General features: G+C 62.6%; 18 protein-coding genes. 5 read left to right on the plus strand and 13 right to left on the minus strand.

Translation table 11 applies throughout. The annotated features are described in order from the left end of the window. Position 1 precedes the first annotated feature (1 nt). A complete protein-coding gene (locus tag AWU82_RS17695) occupies positions 2-274 on the plus strand; it encodes a DUF3613 domain-containing protein (protein WP_064379249.1) in 273 nt (90 codons plus the stop codon). A gap of 648 nt (positions 275-922) precedes the next feature. Here AWU82_RS17695 and AWU82_RS17700 read toward each other — a convergent pair. Together AWU82_RS17700 and AWU82_RS17705 are read right to left on the minus strand one after the other, a co-directional pair. Further along, on the minus strand, positions 923-1,699 hold the full coding sequence (locus AWU82_RS17700) for a response regulator transcription factor (RefSeq protein ID WP_064384041.1): 777 nt from the start codon (positions 1,697-1,699) through the stop codon (positions 923-925). Positions 1,700-1,823: 124 nt separating this feature from the next. Continuing rightward, positions 1,824-2,294, minus strand: coding sequence for an A24 family peptidase (locus AWU82_RS17705; RefSeq protein ID WP_064379248.1), 471 nt, complete (start codon positions 2,292-2,294; stop codon positions 1,824-1,826). Positions 2,295-2,369: 75 nt separating this feature from the next. Between AWU82_RS17705 and AWU82_RS17710 the strand changes: the two genes are divergently transcribed. Both AWU82_RS17710 and AWU82_RS17715 read left to right on the plus strand, forming a co-directional pair. Beyond that, positions 2,370-2,810, plus strand: coding sequence for a TadE/TadG family type IV pilus assembly protein (locus AWU82_RS17710; protein ID WP_064379247.1), 441 nt, complete (start codon positions 2,370-2,372; stop codon positions 2,808-2,810). Next, positions 2,807-5,572 (plus strand): PAS domain-containing sensor histidine kinase, encoded by a 2,766-nt coding sequence (locus AWU82_RS17715; RefSeq protein WP_064379245.1) that lies wholly within the window; start codon positions 2,807-2,809, stop codon positions 5,570-5,572. Before AWU82_RS17710 ends, AWU82_RS17715 begins: the two co-directional genes overlap by 4 nt. Here AWU82_RS17715 and AWU82_RS17720 read toward each other — a convergent pair. The 5 genes from AWU82_RS17720 to AWU82_RS17740 form a co-directional block, all read right to left on the minus strand. Continuing rightward, complete coding sequence (locus AWU82_RS17720; protein WP_064379243.1) at positions 5,542-7,521, minus strand: pilus assembly protein TadG-related protein; 1,980 nt, start codon at positions 7,519-7,521, stop codon at positions 5,542-5,544. The two genes, AWU82_RS17715 and AWU82_RS17720, sit on opposite strands and share 31 nt — an antisense overlap. Before the next feature lie 149 nt (positions 7,522-7,670). Beyond that, a complete protein-coding gene (locus AWU82_RS17725; RefSeq protein ID WP_007951006.1) occupies positions 7,671-8,228 on the minus strand; it encodes a DUF4136 domain-containing protein in 558 nt (185 codons plus the stop codon). A gap of 54 nt (positions 8,229-8,282) precedes the next feature. After that, positions 8,283-8,894 (minus strand): DUF4136 domain-containing protein, encoded by a 612-nt coding sequence (locus AWU82_RS17730; RefSeq protein WP_064379241.1) that lies wholly within the window; start codon positions 8,892-8,894, stop codon positions 8,283-8,285. Between the two features lie 12 nt (positions 8,895-8,906). Continuing rightward, the gene (locus AWU82_RS17735) at positions 8,907-9,656 is read right to left on the minus strand and encodes a methyltransferase (RefSeq protein ID WP_064379239.1); all 750 of its coding nucleotides are present in this window, start codon (positions 9,654-9,656) and stop codon (positions 8,907-8,909) included. Then, a complete protein-coding gene (locus tag AWU82_RS17740; RefSeq protein ID WP_007951009.1) occupies positions 9,656-9,958 on the minus strand; it encodes a MazG-like family protein in 303 nt (100 codons plus the stop codon). The genes AWU82_RS17735 and AWU82_RS17740 overlap by 1 nt, the downstream gene beginning before the upstream one ends. Positions 9,959-10,101: 143 nt before the next feature. Between AWU82_RS17740 and AWU82_RS17745 the strand changes: the two genes are divergently transcribed. Then, positions 10,102-10,395, plus strand: a complete 294-nt coding sequence (locus AWU82_RS17745) for a hypothetical protein (RefSeq protein ID WP_064379237.1) — start codon at positions 10,102-10,104, stop codon at positions 10,393-10,395. Positions 10,396-10,432: 37 nt separating this feature from the next. Next, positions 10,433-11,782, plus strand: coding sequence for an MATE family efflux transporter (locus tag AWU82_RS17750; protein WP_064379236.1), 1,350 nt, complete (start codon positions 10,433-10,435; stop codon positions 11,780-11,782). A 9-nt stretch (positions 11,783-11,791) separates the two neighbouring features. On the opposite strand, the gene AWU82_RS17755 is transcribed toward AWU82_RS17750, so the two are convergent. From AWU82_RS17755 to AWU82_RS17780, 6 genes are all read right to left on the minus strand, one after another. After that, on the minus strand, positions 11,792-12,586 hold the full coding sequence (locus AWU82_RS17755; protein WP_064379234.1) for a DUF4123 domain-containing protein: 795 nt from the start codon (positions 12,584-12,586) through the stop codon (positions 11,792-11,794). Beyond that, the gene (locus AWU82_RS17760) at positions 12,583-13,932 is read right to left on the minus strand and encodes a type VI secretion system Vgr family protein (protein WP_064379232.1); all 1,350 of its coding nucleotides are present in this window, start codon (positions 13,930-13,932) and stop codon (positions 12,583-12,585) included. Before AWU82_RS17760 ends, AWU82_RS17755 begins: the two co-directional genes overlap by 4 nt. 233 nt (positions 13,933-14,165) lie before the next feature. Next, on the minus strand, positions 14,166-16,079 hold the full coding sequence (speA, locus tag AWU82_RS17765) for an arginine decarboxylase (protein WP_064379230.1): 1,914 nt from the start codon (positions 16,077-16,079) through the stop codon (positions 14,166-14,168). Positions 16,080-16,297: 218 nt separating this feature from the next. Beyond that, entirely contained in the window at positions 16,298-16,669 is a 372-nt protein-coding gene (locus AWU82_RS17770; protein ID WP_064379228.1) for a translation initiation factor Sui1, read from the minus strand. A 187-nt stretch (positions 16,670-16,856) separates the two neighbouring features. Beyond that, positions 16,857-17,414 (minus strand): NUDIX hydrolase, encoded by a 558-nt coding sequence (locus tag AWU82_RS17775; RefSeq protein ID WP_064379226.1) that lies wholly within the window; start codon positions 17,412-17,414, stop codon positions 16,857-16,859. A 3-nt stretch (positions 17,415-17,417) separates the two neighbouring features. Beyond that, positions 17,418-18,485: a DUF2333 family protein gene (locus AWU82_RS17780; RefSeq protein ID WP_064379224.1), complete on the minus strand. Its 1,068-nt coding sequence runs from the start codon at positions 18,483-18,485 to the stop codon at positions 17,418-17,420. Between the last annotated feature and the right edge of the window lie 123 nt (positions 18,486-18,608).

The following is an 18,608-nucleotide window of genomic DNA, read 5'->3' on the forward strand; positions in this document are numbered from 1 at the left end:
CATGAAAGCCACCGCGCTCTGCCTCACCCTCCTCGCCCTGCCCCTGACCACCCACGCCATCGACCCCGGCCCCGCCTCGGCGCAACAACAGGAAACCGAAGGCTGGCTGCTCCTGCAAAGCCGCAACAAAGCCGCCTCCAACAAACCCCAGACCAGCACCCCCACCGAACGCGAACTGAGCATGCAACGCTGGTTGAAGAGCTACACACACGAGATTCCGGAATTCTTTGATCAGAAGCAGGGTGGGACTGTGGACAGTGGGTCGGGAGGATAAACGCGGCGCAAGCACACATTTCCAAACGTGTTTGTCGTCCTACAGATGGCGTGATTTTGGGGGATGTTTCCAACAACATGCCCACCGAACTGACGGTGAACCGAGTACTGGATAACGTCGAAGTACAGCGTCATCCAACCCACAGCCAAGCCGCTCTGACTGAACCGAGCTGCCAGCGACAGTCGCTGGCAGCTCGAATCGGGACGCGGAGCGTCCCGGGCTGCATTCCCACGCAGAGCGTGGGAACGATCAAGAAAAAGCAGTCTGCTGTTCGCTGTTCGCTTCCCACCACTCAACACGATGAGCGTTAGCTCGAGTACCGCTCTTGACGTGCCGGCCCCATCGGCAGGCTGAGTGGAGGGATTTATCCGGGGGTGGGAGCGCAGCGACCGTGCGGCGAAGCCGCATGCATCGAGAGGAGGTGCAGCGAAGCAAACCGTAGGCGATGCCCCCGGATGAATCCCGGAACGAAGGAACACCGAGCCAAAGCGAGGTGCCGAACGCAGGGGCCTAGACCTTTTGGTTACTTTTGGGGCGTTTGCCAAAAGTGACCCGCCGTAAGGGCGGAACCGCCAGCCGCAACACCCAAAAAACCGGATATTCACCCAAAACAAACCCAAGGCCTGGCCGGCCCAAAGGCCGCCAAGGTCAATGCGCCGTAACCCCCCGCCGAACAGCAGAAGAACTCCCCGGCGCCAGAGCCAACGCCAGCTGCGTCCGATTATGCATATGCGTCAACCGCAAAACCTGCGACACATACAATTTCACCGTGTTCTCGGTAATCCCCAACTCACAGGCAATCTGATAATTGGTCTGCCCCTTGCCCACCAGCCGGGCCACATCGAGCTGGCGCGGCGACAACTGCTCGAAAATCGCCGGCATCTCTGCACTGTCACCCTCTGCCAAGGTCTGGGCAGCCGGCGCAGGCCCGCGCCGAACCTTGTCCAGATCCTGATACAAATCATCGATCGACGAAGAAAGATCCTGCAGCTTCTGATTCAGGTGCCCCAGTTGCAGGGTCTTCTGCCGCTCCTGCAGCACCGTTTCCTGACGCCGCAACCCCTCCAGCAACTCATCCAGATCCACCGGTTTCTGGTAGTAATCGGCAATCCCCGCGCGCAACGCCTTGATCACATCCTGCTTGTCGGCGCGGCCGGTAAGCATGATCGCTTCGAACGCCCGGTTCTTGCCGGACACCCGCTGCAGCGCCTGCACCAGCTCGATGCCGTCCATGTCCGGCATGTGCAGGTCGCACAACACCAGGCCGATGGCCGGGTCTTCACTGAAACGCGTGACCGCCTCGCTGCTGGACTCACAGGGCACGCAGCGATAACCGCTGCTCTCGAGAAACTCACAGAGCTCTTCAACGATCAGCGCCTGATCATCGACCACAAGGACTTTTACCGCCGACGTAAGCTTGTTCACGTGCCACTCCATGCCCGGGCCAAAGCTGGCCTTTCCTGTACTGCCAGCCTGTGGCTGTATAACTGCTTATTTGAAAGTAGACGCACTTTCCGACTATGTACATAGCAGTAGTGGCGGGTGGCGACTAATGGATCCAATAAAAAGTCAGGATTGTTCCAACCAGCACAAACGGCGCAAATGGCAGCTTTTTTGACACTTCAGGACTGAAATATCTAAGACGTTCTCTAACCCCTTGACTGACATGCAGCCAGACTTTTGGCACCAGCAGCATCCACATCACACTGCAAAAAGCGGCGCCGATGAACGCGCCCAGCAGGTGCTGACCGTCTGTCGCGAGAGCCAGGGCTGTCATTAGTTTCACATCGCCGCCGCCCATACGCCCCAGCAGGTAACCCGGCAGCGTGAGCGCCAGCGCCAGCAATACCGCCCAGCCGCCCTGCGCCGCCTCGGCCCCGATCCAGGTGGTGCCGCTGACCAGCAGCCAGACCAGCGCCAGCGCGCCGACACCGAGGGTCAGGCCGTTGCCGATGTGGCGTTCGCGGGCATCCTGCGCGGCGCAGAGTGTCAGCCAGATCAGTAGGACAAAGCTGTGCATCCGGTAAAAATCGTCCGTTTTGGCTGAATGATTCTATGCTGATACTACGCAGTGACTGTCAGGGTAGACGCACTCATGAAAACCGGCCTCCCCCGCAAGCAAAAAGGCGCCGCCGCCATCGAATTCGCCTTGGTGTTCGTCATCTTCTTTGCCGTGTTTTACGGGATCGTGAGCTACAGCCTGCCGATGTTGCTGATGCAGGCCTTCACCCAGTCGACGTCCGAAGCGGTGCGGCGTGGCGTGGCGCTGGATCCGGCGACCGCCAACTACGCCACCGCGATCCAGAACGTGGCACGCGCCGAACTGGCCCGACGCCTGGCGTGGCTGCCGCCGGCGCTGAACTTCAACGCAGCCACTGACGCGACAGTGACCTACGTGGGCGGCCTGCTGACGGTGCGCATCAACTACCCGACCAACAAGCTCAATCAGGCGTTACCGTTTCTGGTCTTGCCCGGTATCGGGGCGGTGCCCAATCTGCCTGCCAACCTGACCGCCAGCTCGAGCCTGCAATTTTGAGTTCCGGTGACAAGCTGTTCAACCGCCTGCTCAATCGTCAAACGTCCACACCGCCAGCGGTCATGGACAACCCCGCGGTATCCGGCGTCGGTTTGCAGCTGCATCTGGATGGCGAAGGCCAGGTCATCCACCTGACCGGACCGCTGCGCCATGTGCTGGCGCAACAACTGTCCGCCACTCGCACGCGGCATCTGCTCGATTACCTGCTGCCGCACAGCACGCTTGCGGTCGAAGGCGTGCCCGCCGACTGGCAGGGACAGTTGCTCGATCTGGATTTTTTCAGCCTCGCCGGTCCGCCGCTGCACTTGCGCGGCTGGGTGCAGCCGCAGGGGAATGGCTGGATCCTGCAATTGCTGGACATCGGTGACCTGTTGAGCGAAAGGCAGCAGGCGCGCAGTCGCGAACAATGCCAGTGGCTCGCCGCACACATCCGCGACCATTTGCGACTCTGTGGCCTGGCGCGCCTGCCGCAGGTGCTCGGTGAACAACTGCAGTGCCTGAGCCAGCGCTTTCAGGTGCCGTGCATCGCAGTGGCATTGCTGGATGAAGCAGCCCAGGGCTGGCAGATTCATCAGCATTACAGCGCACCCGACGCCCCGCGGCTGTGGGATATGGCGCAGCGTCTGGGCACCGGACTCGACAGCCTTAACGGCGCCGCACCGCAACGCGTGCTGCCCGCCGAGCATCCCCGCCTGAGCAGCGTATTCGGCCCCGCCGAAGGGTTTGCCGTGCCCTATCGCGATGCCCATGGCGTGGCGGCATGGCTGCTCTTCGGCTGCTTCAACGTGCAGCCACACACCGTCGACTTGAGCGATCACGACTGGCTGCAACTGGCCGCCGCCGTCGCCGCGCCGCTGCTGGAACGCCTGCGTGAACATCGTCACCACTTGCAGCTGGAACGTCTGGAAATCCTGCAAGGCCTGCTCGGCACCGGTTGGTGGGAGGTGTTCAGCGACAGCGCCGAAGTGCTGCTCGCCGATGCGCTGGCCGTCAACCTCGGCTTGAGCGCCGGGCGCCTGCCGATTCAGGCCTGGTTCGCCCGGGTGCACCCGGCCGACCGCGAAGAACTGCGCAGCCGCCTGCAAGCCTTGCAGGACGAAGGTCAGGCACTGGAGCTGTGCGTGCGCCTGCAACCCGTTGATCAAGCGCAGCCGCAGTGGTTCCGCCTGCAGGGCCAGTCACTGGGCATCGGCGCCGAGCGGCGTCTCGTAGGCTTCATGCTCGACATCAGCGACATCAAGAACCAGCAACAACAGGCGGCCGCGGCCCATGCGCGACTGGACAACCTGATCGCCAGCGCGCCAGCGGTGATCTACGTGCAGCGCTATGTCGAAGGCGCGCTGCAGCCGACGTTTTTCAGCGCCAGCCTGCAGCCATTGCTGGGCTGGAGCCTTGCCGACTGCGCCGACGGTGCGCTGGTGAATCATGTCCATCCCGACGATCGCGCGGCGTATTTCGAACGTACCCGGCAGTTGCTGCGCGAAGGTTCGGTGAGCACGCGCTACCGGATGCTCGACACCCAGGGCAACACCCACTGGCTGCTCGACGAAGCCAAACTGTTACGCGACGATCTCGGTCTGCCAGTGGAGGCCGTCGGGCTGTGGCTGGACGTTACCGACGCGACCCTCGCCGCCGAGCGGATCAAGACCAGCGAAGAACGCTATCGCATCCTAGTGGAAGATTCGCCGGCCATGATCTGCCGCTATCGCCCGGACCTGACCCTGACCTTCGGCAACCGGCCACTGGCGATGTATCTGGAGTGCGCCCCGGAACAACTGCCGGGGGTGAATCTGGGCAGCTGGATGTCGGACGAACAACGCGAGGCCTTCGTCCAGCGCCTGGCGCAACTGACTCCGGACGCGCCGGTGAGCAGTGCCGAAATCAACCTGCGCCTGCCGGGGCGCGAACATGCGTGGTGGATCTGGTCGGATCGCGGGGTGTTCGATGAACAGGGCCGTTTACTCGAAATCCAGGCCGTGGGCCGTGACAACACCGAGGTCCGGCGTTCGCAGCAGCAACTGACCCAGAGCGCAAAAATGGCCACCCTCGGCGAGATGGCCACGGGGCTGGCCCACGAGATCAATCAGCCGCTGAACGTGATGCGCATGGCCATCGTCAACGTGCTCAAACGCCTGGGCAACGGCGATGTGCAGATCGATTACCTGACCGACAAACTCAACCGTATCGACACTCAGGTCCAGCGAGCGGCGCGGGTGGTCGATCATATGCGGGTGTTCGGCCGGCGCTCGGAAATCGAACAGCACCCGTTCAATCCGCTCGACGCCATCGAAGGCACCTTGTCGTTGCTGTCCGAAGGCCTGCGCGGCAAAGGCGTCGAGCTACGAATCGGCGAGGCGAACTTCCAGCTGCAGGTGCGCGGGTACGTCGATCAATTGGAACAGGTGTTGATCAACCTGATGGTCAACGCCCGGGACGCGCTGTTGAGCAAACGTGAATCCAATCGCGACTTCCAGCCGTGGATTGCCGTGCATGCCGAACACGACGAACACGTGGTGCGGCTGTGGGTCGAGGACAACGGCGGCGGCATCGATCCGCGTTTGCTGGAGCGGATTTTCGAGCCGTTCTTCACCACCAAACCGGTGGGCGTCGGCACTGGCCTGGGCTTGTCGGTGAGTTACGGCATCGTCGAGAACATGGGCGGACGCCTGAGCGTGCGCAACGGCGACGACGGCGCCCGGTTCTGCATCGAATTGCCGATCGCCCTCGACGATCAGATCACCAGCGTCGCCCGCCCCGACTGACAACTGAGATTGGCGCCGACATCGACCTGATTGAGGTTGATCCCCAGGGCCATCAACAGCGTGTTGATGAGGGTGTCGAGCAGCGGACTGAGCACGGTGTTGATGGTGGTGACCAGCAAGGTTTTCACTGAACTCAGAATTGCCCCCAGCCCGCTGACCAGACTGCCCGTCGGGCCATGCATGTTGAGGTTGAGGTTGTTCAGGGTGTCGCTCAGGCTGCTGACCACGTTGCTGGTGGTGTAGCTGTAATAGAACGGCGGCTGGTTGATCTCCGGCAGACTGGCAGCCGGCGGTGCGGAGTAGACATGGGGGATGTTGGCGTTCTGGCCGACGGTGGTGTCAGCCGAGATGTCGAGCCCGCCACCGACGGAAGGGATGCGCGGATCGCAACTGACCGGCAGCACCAGGAAGCGTCGGCAGGTCTTCACGCCGATATCGATCACCTTCAACGGCTGCACCACCACGGCCGGCGGCGTGACGTTATTGCCGAACACCGCTGCCGGATCCATCCGGCCGATTTTCAGGTTGGCGACTGAAGTCGTGGTGTTGGTGGTCAGGGTCTTGTTGGTCGGCGTCAGGCAACTGAATGCAGTGACGTAGCTGTTGGCCGCCGCCACATCCAGCGCCACGTCGAGACGAATCGGCCCGGGCAGCACCTCGATCGACGGTGTCTGGCAGGACGCACCGAGCGCGCACGTCAGCGAATCGATCACCCCCACCAGATTCAGGCTGAGCAAGGCATTCAACGTATTGGTCAACGGGCCGGCGAGATCGGCCACGGCATTGACCAGCGACAGAATCGTATCCAGCAAAGGCAGATTGACCGATAACAGAGTTCGCACCTGCGCGGTCTTCACATAAATCCGGTTCGGCCCCAAGGGGTTGGCGGCTGCCAGCCGAGGGTTGCCAATAGCCGACAATTGCGGCGGCTCCAGCACCTGCACGCTCGCGGTAATTTGTGCCACGCCAAGGTTGATCGTCTGGTTGGCCACCAGGCCGTTCTGCTTGTTGGCCAGTTGCACGAAGCCCTGAATCAGATCGAACGCCCGCACGTCCACCGCCAGTGCCGTGGCCTGGGTGCCAGCCTGTACCTTCAGCAGGTTGCCCAGCACCACTTGGGTCGCGCCGGCCGCTGCCTTGATCGCCTGCAAGCCGAGGATGGTTGCCGTGGCACTCAGGGTGCCGTTGGGGTCGAGGACGTTGATCGCGGTCTGGACCAGTTGACTGACGGCGATGGTGTTGCCGAGCACTTCACTGTAGCCGCCCGCACTGAGACCGATATCGACCTTCAACCGGTCGAGATAACCGAGCAGATTGATATTGGTGTTGACCAGGCCATTCCAGCTCGCGGCACTGAGCGAGAGGTTGCCGCCCAGCAAGCCACCGAACAACGCATTGAGCACGGCTGACCGCCCCGTATCGACGCTCAATGCGGTGCTGCGGATGGTCAGGGATGCCAATGGTGGCGGCACCGCCGCGACTGCCGTGGCGCTGAGATTGATGGTTGCATTGCGGCCCGCGCCGCCGAAGAGTCCGCCGATGGCACCGGCAAAGCTCTGAGGCACGGTATGACTGACGACGACACGGATCGCTTCGGTGCTGGCGGCATTGACGGCAAACACCCGCAGATTGCTGGCGTCCAGACTCAATGATCCGCAGGCGACCGCCAAGGCTCGACCGGCACTGGGAATCGGGAAATTGTTGCGCACGACGCTGGCCTGCGCATAGGCGTTGGCCGTGGCCCCGGCGCCGCAGTTGCCGCCACGGGTCGCGGCTTCAAGGGCGGCGACATCGGCGATCTGTTGCAGGTGACGACGCTCGAGATACAGGCGGCCGCTGTCGACCACCACCAGGATGAACACCAGGGCCATGCCCAGGGTCAGCGCCGCCATCAGGCCGATGGCTCCCCGCTGCCGGGCTGGCCCGCCGCACTGCGAATGACGCGACATGGCGCACTCCTTTGCCGGCGCACGGCCGGGCGCAACCTCCATGGATGGGTATGAGTGTAGACACGCGCAGGCAACGCTGCTGGCAAGACGCCAGTTTTACCCGCCCATAAACAACGGGAGCCATTTGGCTCCCGTACTTTTTCAACAGATTAACGCGGTGGATAGTTGGACAGGATCCGCGCCACCGTCTCGCGGATGGCATTGCTGCGATCCGCCGGATTCGGCGTGCGGCTGAGCATCTGCTCGTCGCTGCCGCGCCACACCAGTTTGCCGTCCTTGCCGTCGAGCAGATCGACCTGAATGGTCGCTACCTTATAGGTGATGTTGCGGGTTTCGTTGTACATCGGGGCGCCCCAGTAACCGTTCCACGGGCCGCCCCAACCGCCGCCGTAGTTGGTGGTCACCTGTTGCTGACGGTCCTCGACGATCAGGTAGGTCTGCACAAACAGATCGCCTCGGGCGCCCGAAGCGGCCGGGCGCAGGCCACGCTGATCCAGTTGGTCGGCGACGGCCTGACGGATGCGCTGTTCGGTCAGGTCGCTCTTGATCCTTGGATCGTCGGGGCGGTATTGCAGGGCGGGGTCTTTCCAGCTCCAGCTGCGGTAAGCGGCAAAGTCGCGGCTGGCGTCGAAGTCATGGTTGACCTGGTTGGCGGCGCAGGCACTGAGCAGCGCGGCCACAGCCAGTAAAGCGAGACGGCGGAACATGATTTTTCTCCGGTGGAAGACATGAACCTGGAGGAGCTTCTCATTTTCCAGAAGCTAACCGGGAGGATACGCCGACATGGCCTTTTCGACAGCCTCCCGAATCGCGTCGGTGCGATCACTTTGCTTGCCTTGCGTGCCGGTTTCGGCGCTGGCGCTCCAGACCGGCTGACCACTGCCGGCGTCGAACAGATCGACCCGCACCACCACGACCTGCTCCTGATAGGTACGGACGATCGGCACCGTGTTGTACATCCCGTAACCGCGGCCGTAACGGTCATATCCGCCGTAGCCGCCGTAATAACCGTAATCGTCCTGCACCTGACGCAGGCGGGTTTCCAGGCTCAGGTTGGCGCTGACCAGCAGGTCGGCCGGGCGATTGTCATGCAGCGGGCGCAAGCCGCGCTGATCCAGCGCACTGCTGACGGCTTCGGCCACTTGCGCCGAATCCGCCCAGGCCGTGCCCGGCGGCAGCTGACCGTTGAGCCACGCCCAACTGCGATAGCGCCCGTAATCCCGTGGCGGCGCGGGATAAGCGCTGCGGTCGAAAGTGGTCGCTGCCTGCGGAGGGGCCGGCGGCAACGGTCGCGACTGCGCTACGTAGGGGTTGCTGCCCTGGCAAGCGGCCAACCCCAGACAGATCAGCAGTAACCCTGAATGACCTTTCATATCTCGCTCCGATCAGATCGGCCGGCAGATCCAGTGCAAGTAGCGCCCAAGCCCGGCGAAGCCTGGGTGACGACGGTGGGCGAGTTCCATCTCGAGCAAATCAATCAACTCGGCGCGGGCCTGGAATTCCACCGGCATGTAATCGTGGAAAACCCGCACCCCGCTCTGAGTTTCGACCTGCCACAACCCGGCGAGTTGCGTCGCCAGTTCCCGTGGATCGAGTGGCTGCTGCGGGGTCAGGCTCTGCTTTTCACCGGCCATGTCGTTCCTGCGCATTTTCTTGAAATGGCCTTTGAGCAGGTTCCGGTAAATCAGTGCATCGCGGTTGTAGAACGCCAGCGACAGCCAGCCGCCGGGCTTGGTCAACTGATGCAGCACCGGCAGGATCGCGTGGGGTTCGGCCAGCCACTCCAGCACCGCATGGCACAGCACCAGATCGTAAGGCTCGGTGAGCTGGCCGAGTAGTTCCTGCCAGGGTGCCTGAATGAACGTCGCGGTTTGCCCGGCTTCGGCAAAGCGCTGGCGTGCGCCTTCGAGCATCGGTTCGGCCGGCTCGGTGAACGTCACCTGGTGCCCGCGTTCAGCCAGCCACAACGACATGTGGCCCAGGCCGCCACCGATGTCGAGCACCCGCAACGGACGATCCGGCAAGGCTTCGGCGAGGTCGGCCTGCAGCACCGCGAGGCGGATCGCGCCCTTGGCGCCACCGTAGATTTTTTCGGCGAAGCGGGTCGCCAACTGATCGAAATGACGGTCGCTCATCAGCTGAACCGCCGTTCGCTGTCGGCGAGTTTGCTGCGCACCACTTCATTCATGTCCAGGCCCAGCTCGCTGCACAGCAGCAACAGATACAGAACGATGTCGCCGACTTCCTGCCCGGCGTGGGCGAGTTTGTCCGCCGGCAACTGGCGGGACTGGTCTTCGGTCAGCCACTGAAAGATTTCCACCAGTTCGGACATTTCCACGCTGGCGGCCATGGCCAGGTTTTTCGGGCTGTGAAATTGCCGCCAGTCATTGCGGTCGCGAATGGCGTGCAGGCGTTCGGTCAGTTCAACAAGGTTCATCGGGCTCTCCTGAAGGCGTATAGCTTCGGGGGGAAGCTGCGCGAAGGCAAGCGCCAGTCGCCCGTTAAAACCCTCTATGCTTGCAGGGAACTCGACCGCTCCCGCTGCGGCCCAAGGCTCAGCTCTTTCATCAGGAAACAGACATGCAGGTAGAAAGCTTTTTCGAATGGCTGGGCCAGGCGCTCGGCTCGATCATCCGCTTCATCGTCGACGGCCTCAGCGGCCTGTTCAATCTGCTGGGCAACGCCGGAGGCAACTTTGTCGACGGGCTGTCGAGAGCGCTGGGCATGGACACCTCGATCATCAGCATCATCGCGCTGATCGTCGGCCTGATGCTGCTGTGGTCGGCGATCCGCGCGTTCATGAATGCCTCGATCATTGCCGGGATCATCTGGTTGCTGCTGGGATTGTGGCTGCTGAGCTGGATCATTCACTGACGCCGCCCGCTACAATGCAGCTCCTCAAGGAGCCCGCATGTCCAACCTGATCACCGACTGGCGCGACCGCCCGACCCATCGTCGCGTCTGGGCGCTCGCCGCCCCCATGATCCTCTCCAACATTTCCGTGCCGCTGGTGGCGCTGGTCGACAGCACCGTCATCGGTCATCTGCCCCACGCTCATCAACTGGGCGCGGTGGCAGTGGGTGCCAGCCTGTATACCTTTCTGGCCTGGGCCATGGGTTTTCTGCGCATGGGCACCACCGGTTTTGCCGCCCAGGCCGCCGGGCGCAGCGACGGTGCGGCCTTGCGGCAGATTCTGCTTCAGGGCCTGTTGCTGGCGATGGGGCTAGCGCTGCTGCTCGGAGCGCTGGGCGTACCGCTGAGCGGGGTCGCGCTGCACTTCATGCAACCGTCGGCGGAGCTGGATCAGCTGACCCGCGACTTCTTCCACACGCGCCTGTTCGGGCTGCCCGCGGCGCTGGCCAGTTATGCATTGGTCGGCTGGTTCCTCGGCACCCAGAACGCACGGGCGCCGCTGGCTATTCTGCTGAGCACCAACCTGATCAACATCGTGCTCAACCTGTGGTTCGTGATCGGCCTGGACTGGGGCGTGGTCGGTTCGGCGCGGGCCTCGGTGATCGCCGAATGGAGCGGCGCACTGCTCGGCCTGTGGATGACCCGCAAGGCGCTTCGTGCCTATCCCGGCCACATCGCCTGGGCGGCACTGAAGGTCTGGCAGAGCTGGCGTCCGCTGCTGGCGGTCAACCGCGACATTTTCATTCGCAGCCTGGCCCTGCAATCGGTGTTTTTCCTGATCACCGTGCAGGGCGCGCGACTGGGCGATGCCACCGTCGCGGCGAACGCGCTGTTGCTCAACGGCCTGCTGTTGACCGCCCACGCGCTGGACGGACTGGCCCACGCCGTCGAAGCCTTGTGCGGCCACGCCATCGGCGCCCGGGATCGTCTGGCCCTGCGTCGCTCGCTGGTGGTTGCCGGCGGGTGGTCGCTGCTGGCCAGCCTGGGCTTTGCCGCGTTGTTCCTGCTGGCCGGCCACTTGTTCATCGAAATGCAGACCGACATCCAGAGCGTGCGCGACACCGCGTTCATCTACCTGCCCTACCTGGCTGTCCTGCCGTTGATCGCAGTCTGGAGCTACTTGCTCGACGGCCTGTTCATCGGTGCCACCCGTGCCCGGGAAATGCGCAACGGCATGCTGGCGACCGTGATCCTGCTGCTGCCGGTCGCCTGGGCGCTGCAAGGTCTGGGCAATCACGGCCTGTGGATTTCATTCCTGCTGTTCATGGTGCTGCGCAGCCTGACGCTCGGGGGACTGGCGTGGTGGCTGCGGCGCACCGATGGCTGGTTCAATGGTGCCGCTCACTGAAGCGGCGCTTCACGACGGATCGTTCAGCCAGCGCCGACGCAACAGTTCGAGCCGCTGCCGTGGGGTCAAACCTTGCGGCAGCGGTGTCAGCTCGGCACGCGGATGCTGCAAACGCAGCCACAACCAGTCGTCCAGCAGCGCCTGTTCGCTGAACCCCAGCGCCAGGCCTTGCTCCTGAAAGGAAGAGATCAGCCGATAGCCGTTCCCCGTCGACTGACTCCAGCGCCAGACATGCTGATCCAGCAGGCATCGGTGCAGGCGTTCGCGCTGTTGGCGGGTCAGGCTTTGTTCGACCCGCAGAGGTTCCACGGCCAGCCCCGGATTGCGCAGCTGCTGCCAGCCCTGACTGCCGCCGGCCAGATCGGCCCAGGTCCCGCCGAACCAGCGCAACCAGTCTATCGGCCCGAGCCAGCAGCTCAATTGCCGGGCGTCACAGGCATCGAAAAAGTAGCTGGCAGTCTGGCGATTGTAGTAATTGAGCAGCGCACGATGATCCAGTCCCACCGAGACGGTCAGCATCCGTTGCAAGTGCTCGCGCAACCGCTGCTCCGGAGCTGCGCAGCCCAGCAGCAGCCCTTGCCAGGTCTGCGGGTCGGCATGACAGAGCGACGAGAGTGCGGGGAAATCGCGCAGATCGATCAGCCATGGCCCCTGCTCATCGACCGGCTGGAACTCCGTACCGTGAAACAGTTTCATGCTGCGCACACCCGAGAATCCCTGACGCAGCGTGATCAACGCCTGCTGTGCCTGCGCGGTGTCCAGCAACAACCATTGCGCACGCTGTCCGGGTGCCGCGACGCTCATCGCCCTTCGCTCGTTTTGAGCCCGGCGGCCACTCGGCAACAGCACACCGATGCGGCGCAGTGCCGATAACTGCCACCTCCGGGTATCAGGCACAACAGTAACAACGGCTCGGCCGCCTTCAGCCATTGCGAGAGACCTTCGCTGGCCAGGCGGTCAGGCACCGGCAACGGCTCTTCTTGCTCAATGGATTTCGCAGGCGCCAAAGCCTGCAGGACGCCACTGATCACGGGCTGTTCGGGATCGCCTTCGAGAAAGCTCACCACAACCTCCAGACCTTCCAGCATCAGCGCCGACGGTGCATCGGCCAGCGCCGGGGCCAGTGGCAGCCAACAGTGACTCGGGCTCGCCCCTTCGCCCTGATACAGCCAGTCAAACTGGACGGCAATCGGGCGCCCGGGATCCGGTTGTGGCTCCGCAACCGACACGACCCACGCGCGTTGCGGACTGCGCATGCGGTTTCCCGAGCACTGCGCGGGCACCGGGGGCACGTGAAGATGATCGGCGGCAAAGATCCGATTGCTGTAGGGCGGGTCGAGCAACTGATCCGCATGGTGCTCGATCCGGGTCAATAACCAGCGCCTGTTGGCGTCTGCGATAGGGTGACCGGACAACGCCAGCCATTGACCGCTGCGCAGGGTTGCCTGACAGGAGTCCCCCTGTGCCGTGCGAACACGCTGCAATCCTTCGCCTTGCACGTCGACCTGCTCGCTCATCAGCCAACGCCGTATGGTCGACGACGGGGCACTGCTTTCGCTGTTGACTCGCAAGTCGTGCGCTGACGGCAGCCCGGCCGGATTATCGCCGAACACCAGGCAATGCCCCCTGTCGCCATGCTCGAAGCGATAGTGAATCCGCGCCTGCCTGCACAACCGCTGCACCAGTTGCAGATCCGACTCTCCGTACTGGGCGCAGAACGTCTGCGGGGAATGATCGGCCTGCAGTTCGAATCGGCGCCGGGCTCCGCTGATTCCATGCTCGCGCAGGACCTGATCCAGAATCTGCGGTGCCGTGCGGTCGCTGAAGATGCGCTGGCTATATCGCAGGCCGAGGCAGCTCAACCGTGGCCCCAGCCGCACCCGGCACAATCGCGCGCCCTGCCCAGGCTCATGCTGGACAAGACTGTGCAGTTGCCCGTGCACGCCGTTGCCCGAAGGCCCGAAACACAGGCGAGCCGGGCGATACATCAGGCTGGCGAGATCCAGGGAGGGATCATCGAGCAGCAAGTCGATCTCGAAGGCAAAAGGCTCACTGATGGCTTCGCTACCCGTGAATGCCAGGACTTCAAGCGGAGTGGACAGACCCGCTACATCGAGACGAAACAACGGCTCGCAGGCTGGATCGAACATGGGCGATTCTCTACAGGAGGGGCGGCCGGGGATTCTCGCCGAGAGGCATGGCCGAGTAGAGTGCCGAAGTACAAATTCGGAAATGACCTACGCGAAAAGCAGACGACATCACTTTGCTCGCCTGGATGAAGGCCATTTCACGAATTTAAAAAGAAGAATCTCACCAGATCATCTGAAATGCCCGCTGTGCGCGGAACAATTTCAGACAATCTGGTGGAGTCGGAACCTGAACGTCAGGAAGACAGGTAGGAGGAGCGAGTCAGGCCCAGGCGCAAGGCATCGAGGAACTGGGTGCGCTCGCTGGCGCTGATGCGGGCACTGGCGCACTTGTCGCGGTAGTGAGTCATCAGTTCTTCCGGCGACAGGTGCACATAACGCAGCATGTCTTCGATGGTGTCGTGGGTTTCAATACCGGCGTGGTACACGCTGCCATCGGCGTTCTGGTAGATGTTCACCGAGTCGGTGTCACCGAACAGGTTGTGCATGTCGCCCAGGATTTCCTGGTAGGCACCGACCAGGAACACGCCCAGCAGGTAGTCTTCACCTTCGTTCAGCGCGTGCACCGGCAGGCTGGTCTCGATACTCTGCTCGTCGACGTACTGGTTGATCTTGCCGTCGGAGTCGCAGGTCAGGTCTTGCAGGACGGCGCGACGCAGCGGTTCTTCGTCGAGACGGTGCAGCGGGATGATCGGCAGTACCTGATCGATCGCCCAGGTGTCCGGCAGGCTCTGGAACACCGAGAAGTTGCAGATGTACTTGTCGGCCAGCTTGTCGTTGAGTTCGTCCAGCACCTGACGGTGCGAACGCTGACGTGCTTTCAGCGAGTTGTGCAGGCGACGGCATACGGCGAAGTAGCACTGCTCGGCCAGGGCTTTCTCGGCCAGGGTCAGTTTGCCGTCGGCGTACTGGGCAGCTACGTCGCTCATGTAGTGAGTGGCACGCCAGTAGGTTTCGGTGACCATTTCGATATCGGTCGGGCCGAGCAGATCGACCAGCCACTGCACGGTTTCCGGCAGGGCTTCCTTGTTCTCGATCAGCGGAATTTCGTCGTTGTGTTTCTCGACGTCGGTCACCTGCACCACCAGCATCGCGTGGTGCGCGGTCAGCGAACGGCCGCTTTCGGAGAAGATGTGCGGATGCGGCAAGGCCTGCGCGTCGCAGAATTCCTTGAGCATGCCGACCACGACACCGGCGTAGTCGTCCATGTCGTAGTTGATCGAGCTGGCGTTGCGCGAGTGCGTACCATCGTAGTCCACACCCAGACCGCCACCGACGTCGATGTGATCGACTGGCAGGCCCAGATTGCGCAGCTCGCCGTAGTAACGGATCGCCTCCTTGAAGCCGTGCTGGTAGTCAGCGAGGTTGGCGATCTGCGAACCCATGTGGAAGTGCAGCAGGCGGATGCCCTGATCCAGGCCCGCCGCGCGGAAGCGCTCGACCACCGACAACAGTTGCGCCGCCGACAGACCGAACTTGGATTTCTCGCCACCGGTATCCGCCCACTTCGACGACGCCAGGGACGACAGACGCACGCGCAGGCCGACCTGTGGCTTGACCTTCAGCGAAGCGGCCTCTTCGATCACCAGACCGACTTCGGATTCTTTCTCGATCACGATGAATACATTGTGGCCGAGCTTCTGGCCCATCAGCGCCAGACGGATGAACTCGCGGTCCTTGTACCCGTTGCAGACGATGGTGCCGCCCTTCGGCGCCAGCGCCAGCACCGCCAGCAGCTCAGGCTTGGAGCCGGCTTCCAGACCGATGGAAACGTTCTGGGTGGCGATGATGTTCTCGATCACCGCTTCCTGCTGGTTGACCTTGATCGGGTACAGCGCGGTGTATTTGCTCTGGTATTCCAGACGCTCGATGTTCGCATCGAAAGCGCCGGTCAGCTGACGGACGCGGTCTTGCAGGATGTCGGGGAAACGCACCAGCAGTGGCAACGACAGGCCGCTCTTGCGCAACTGGTCGACTTGTTCGAACAGATCGATAGGCGAGCTGCTCGGGCCGTTCGGACGAACTTCGACGCGACCGGCGTCATTGATCGCGAAATACCCGGCCCCCCAATGGCGAATCCCGTAAACACCGCGGCTGTCCGCAACTGTCCATTGGCTGCCATCGTCTTTGCGTGTGCGTCGTACGGACATCGAAGTCCCCTATAAAGAAGTCATAGTGCGTCGCCTGATCGCAGGCCGGCGCAGTCTAAAGAATGAAAATGACGGTTCGTCAGCGGGGCGGTAGACCGCGCTGACAGCGTTGAGTTTAGAAACCGTTCATGAACAGGCTCTGTGAAAACCATGGAAACGACGTCAGAACCAGAAACTCTGGAGCTGAATCAAGCCGTCGGTGGGTTTCACAGAGGCTGCTAGCCGCCGGACTTCTTTGCTTTGAAACCGTGCTTGACCAACTCGGCCAGGAGCAGCTCGACATGGTCGCCCTGAATCTCGATGACCCCGTCTTTCAACGCACCGCCGGTGCCGCAACGCTTCTTCAGCGTTGTCGCCAGCTCCTTGAGCGCGTCTTCGGCCAGGGGCACGCCAGTGATGGTGGTCACCGTCTTGCCGCCACGGCCCTTGCTCTCGCGGCGCACGCGGGCAATGCCGTCGCCGGCCGGGATCACGGTTTGCTTGCAGATACAGGCGTCCACCGGTTTGCTGCATTCCGGGCAATGACGACCTGCGTCGGTGGAAAATACCAGGCCGCCCAGGGCGGCGAAGGATGCGGCTTTTTTGGCCACCGGCAATCCTCTCGGGAGGACAAAGACTGATCGCAGCCTTGGGCAAGGCTATCGACCGCGAAGCCCCACTCAGGCAGGGGCAGCGCTACTGCACCGGTTCTTCAATAAAAGCGGGCCGGTGCAGCTTGAAAAGGTCGCGCAGTGTAACGGCAAAAACGCCGATTGCTAAGTGCCAATCGGCGCCAATTTATGTGTTCTTTGCGACGTTGCTTTGCTGAGCCTTCAGATAACGTTTCAAGGCTGCCAGAGAGTCCGGGCAATAAGGCTTTTGCCGGATTTCCTGCATGACCTGCTCGACCGGAATGAAGCGCGCTTCGAGCACTTCTTCAGGCTGCAGGATCAGCGGCCCGTCCCACACCGCCGAAAACGCCGAACACCACAGACGATTGCCGGTGTCTTCGAAGTAGAAATGGTCGTGGGCCGTCAGCTCTACGCCACTCACGCCCAGCTCTTCTTCCAGTTCACGGGCCGCCGACTCGGCGTAGGTCTCGTGCGCCTGCACCATGCCGCCTGCTGCCACGTCCCAGTAACCGGGATAGATGGCTTTGCTCAACGTGCGCCGATGCACGCAGAGTTCACCGGCGGAGTTGAACAGCATGATGTAGGTGCCACGGCCGATCAGCCCGCGCTCGCGCAGGTCGGAACGTACCAGGGCGCCGAGCAGGTTGTCCTGCTCGTCGACCCAGGCGATCTGTTCGGCATCCGAGGCGGCGCGGTGGGCCGCCTCTCTGGCGCTCTCGTCCATGACTCAGCCCTGATTGAGCAGTTGACGCAAATCGATCACGGCCGCGTTGGCCCGGGAAATGTAGTTGGCCATGACCAGCGAGTGGTTGGCCAACACGCCGAAGCCGCTGCCGTTGAGGATCATCGGGCTCCAGATCGGCTCCTGGGAAGCTTCCAGCTCACGGATGATCTGACGCACGCTGACGGTCGCGTTCTTCTTGGCCAGCACGTCGGCGAAATCGACCTCGATCGCGCGCAGCAGGTGCGACAGCGCCCACGCCTGGCCACGGGCTTCATAGAACACGTTGTCGATCTGCATCCACGGGGTTTCGACCACTTCCTCGTCGACCTGCGGAACTTCACCCACCGCCGGCACTTCGGTTTTCAGCGCGGTGTTGAGCTTGACCCGGCCAACGCTGGCCGACAGGCGTTGCGACAGCGAACCGAGACGGGTGCCGACATCGCCCAGCCAGTTGTTCAGGTTGTCGGCGCGGGCGTAGAACAGCGCGTTTTTCTGGGTCGGGTCGGACAGACGCGCCTGATAACGGCTCAGGGAATTGATGCCTTCCTGATATTCCGACTCGCTGGACGGCAGGACCCAGCTCTTGTTGTCGAAGTTGAAGCGCGGCTCGGCCTTGGCCAGGTCGGCGTCTTCAGCCGATTGCGACTGCGAACGGGCGAAGTCCTTGCGCAGGGCACGGGTCAGGTCGCGTACCTGCACCAGCACGCCGTACTCCCAGCTCGGCATGTTGTCCATCCACAGGCCCGGCGGGAAACGGTCGTTGGAAATGTAACCTCCCGGCTTGTCGAGCAAAGTGCCGGCAACGGTTTTCAGGGTTTCGACGGTGGTGTAGCCGACCACCATCTGCTTGCCTTCCTTCTCGGCGGCAACCTGAGCGTTCTGCGCCACGGGAAACAGCGCCGGTTCCTGACTCCAGTACCAGCCCAGGCCAATGGTCACCAACAGATAAATGGCAACCAGCGTGGCCAGCGCCCGGCTGAACAACAGCCCGCCGACATAGCTGCGGGCGGCCGACTTGGGCTCGGCGGCACGTTCAGGCGCGCTGCCCGCGCGGTTCTTCCAGTCCAGCATGGCGATATCCTTTCAATCTTGGGTTCAACGGTTCGACCACAACCATACAACAACGTGCCTCGCCCCGGCACCCGCGATCAGGGTCGCGAAGAAAAACAGGCGGAGTTCGTCAGTGAGCGAAAG

The organism is Pseudomonas glycinae (assembly GCF_001594225.2).
Classification (GTDB): Bacteria; Pseudomonadota; Gammaproteobacteria; order Pseudomonadales; family Pseudomonadaceae; genus Aquipseudomonas; species Aquipseudomonas glycinae.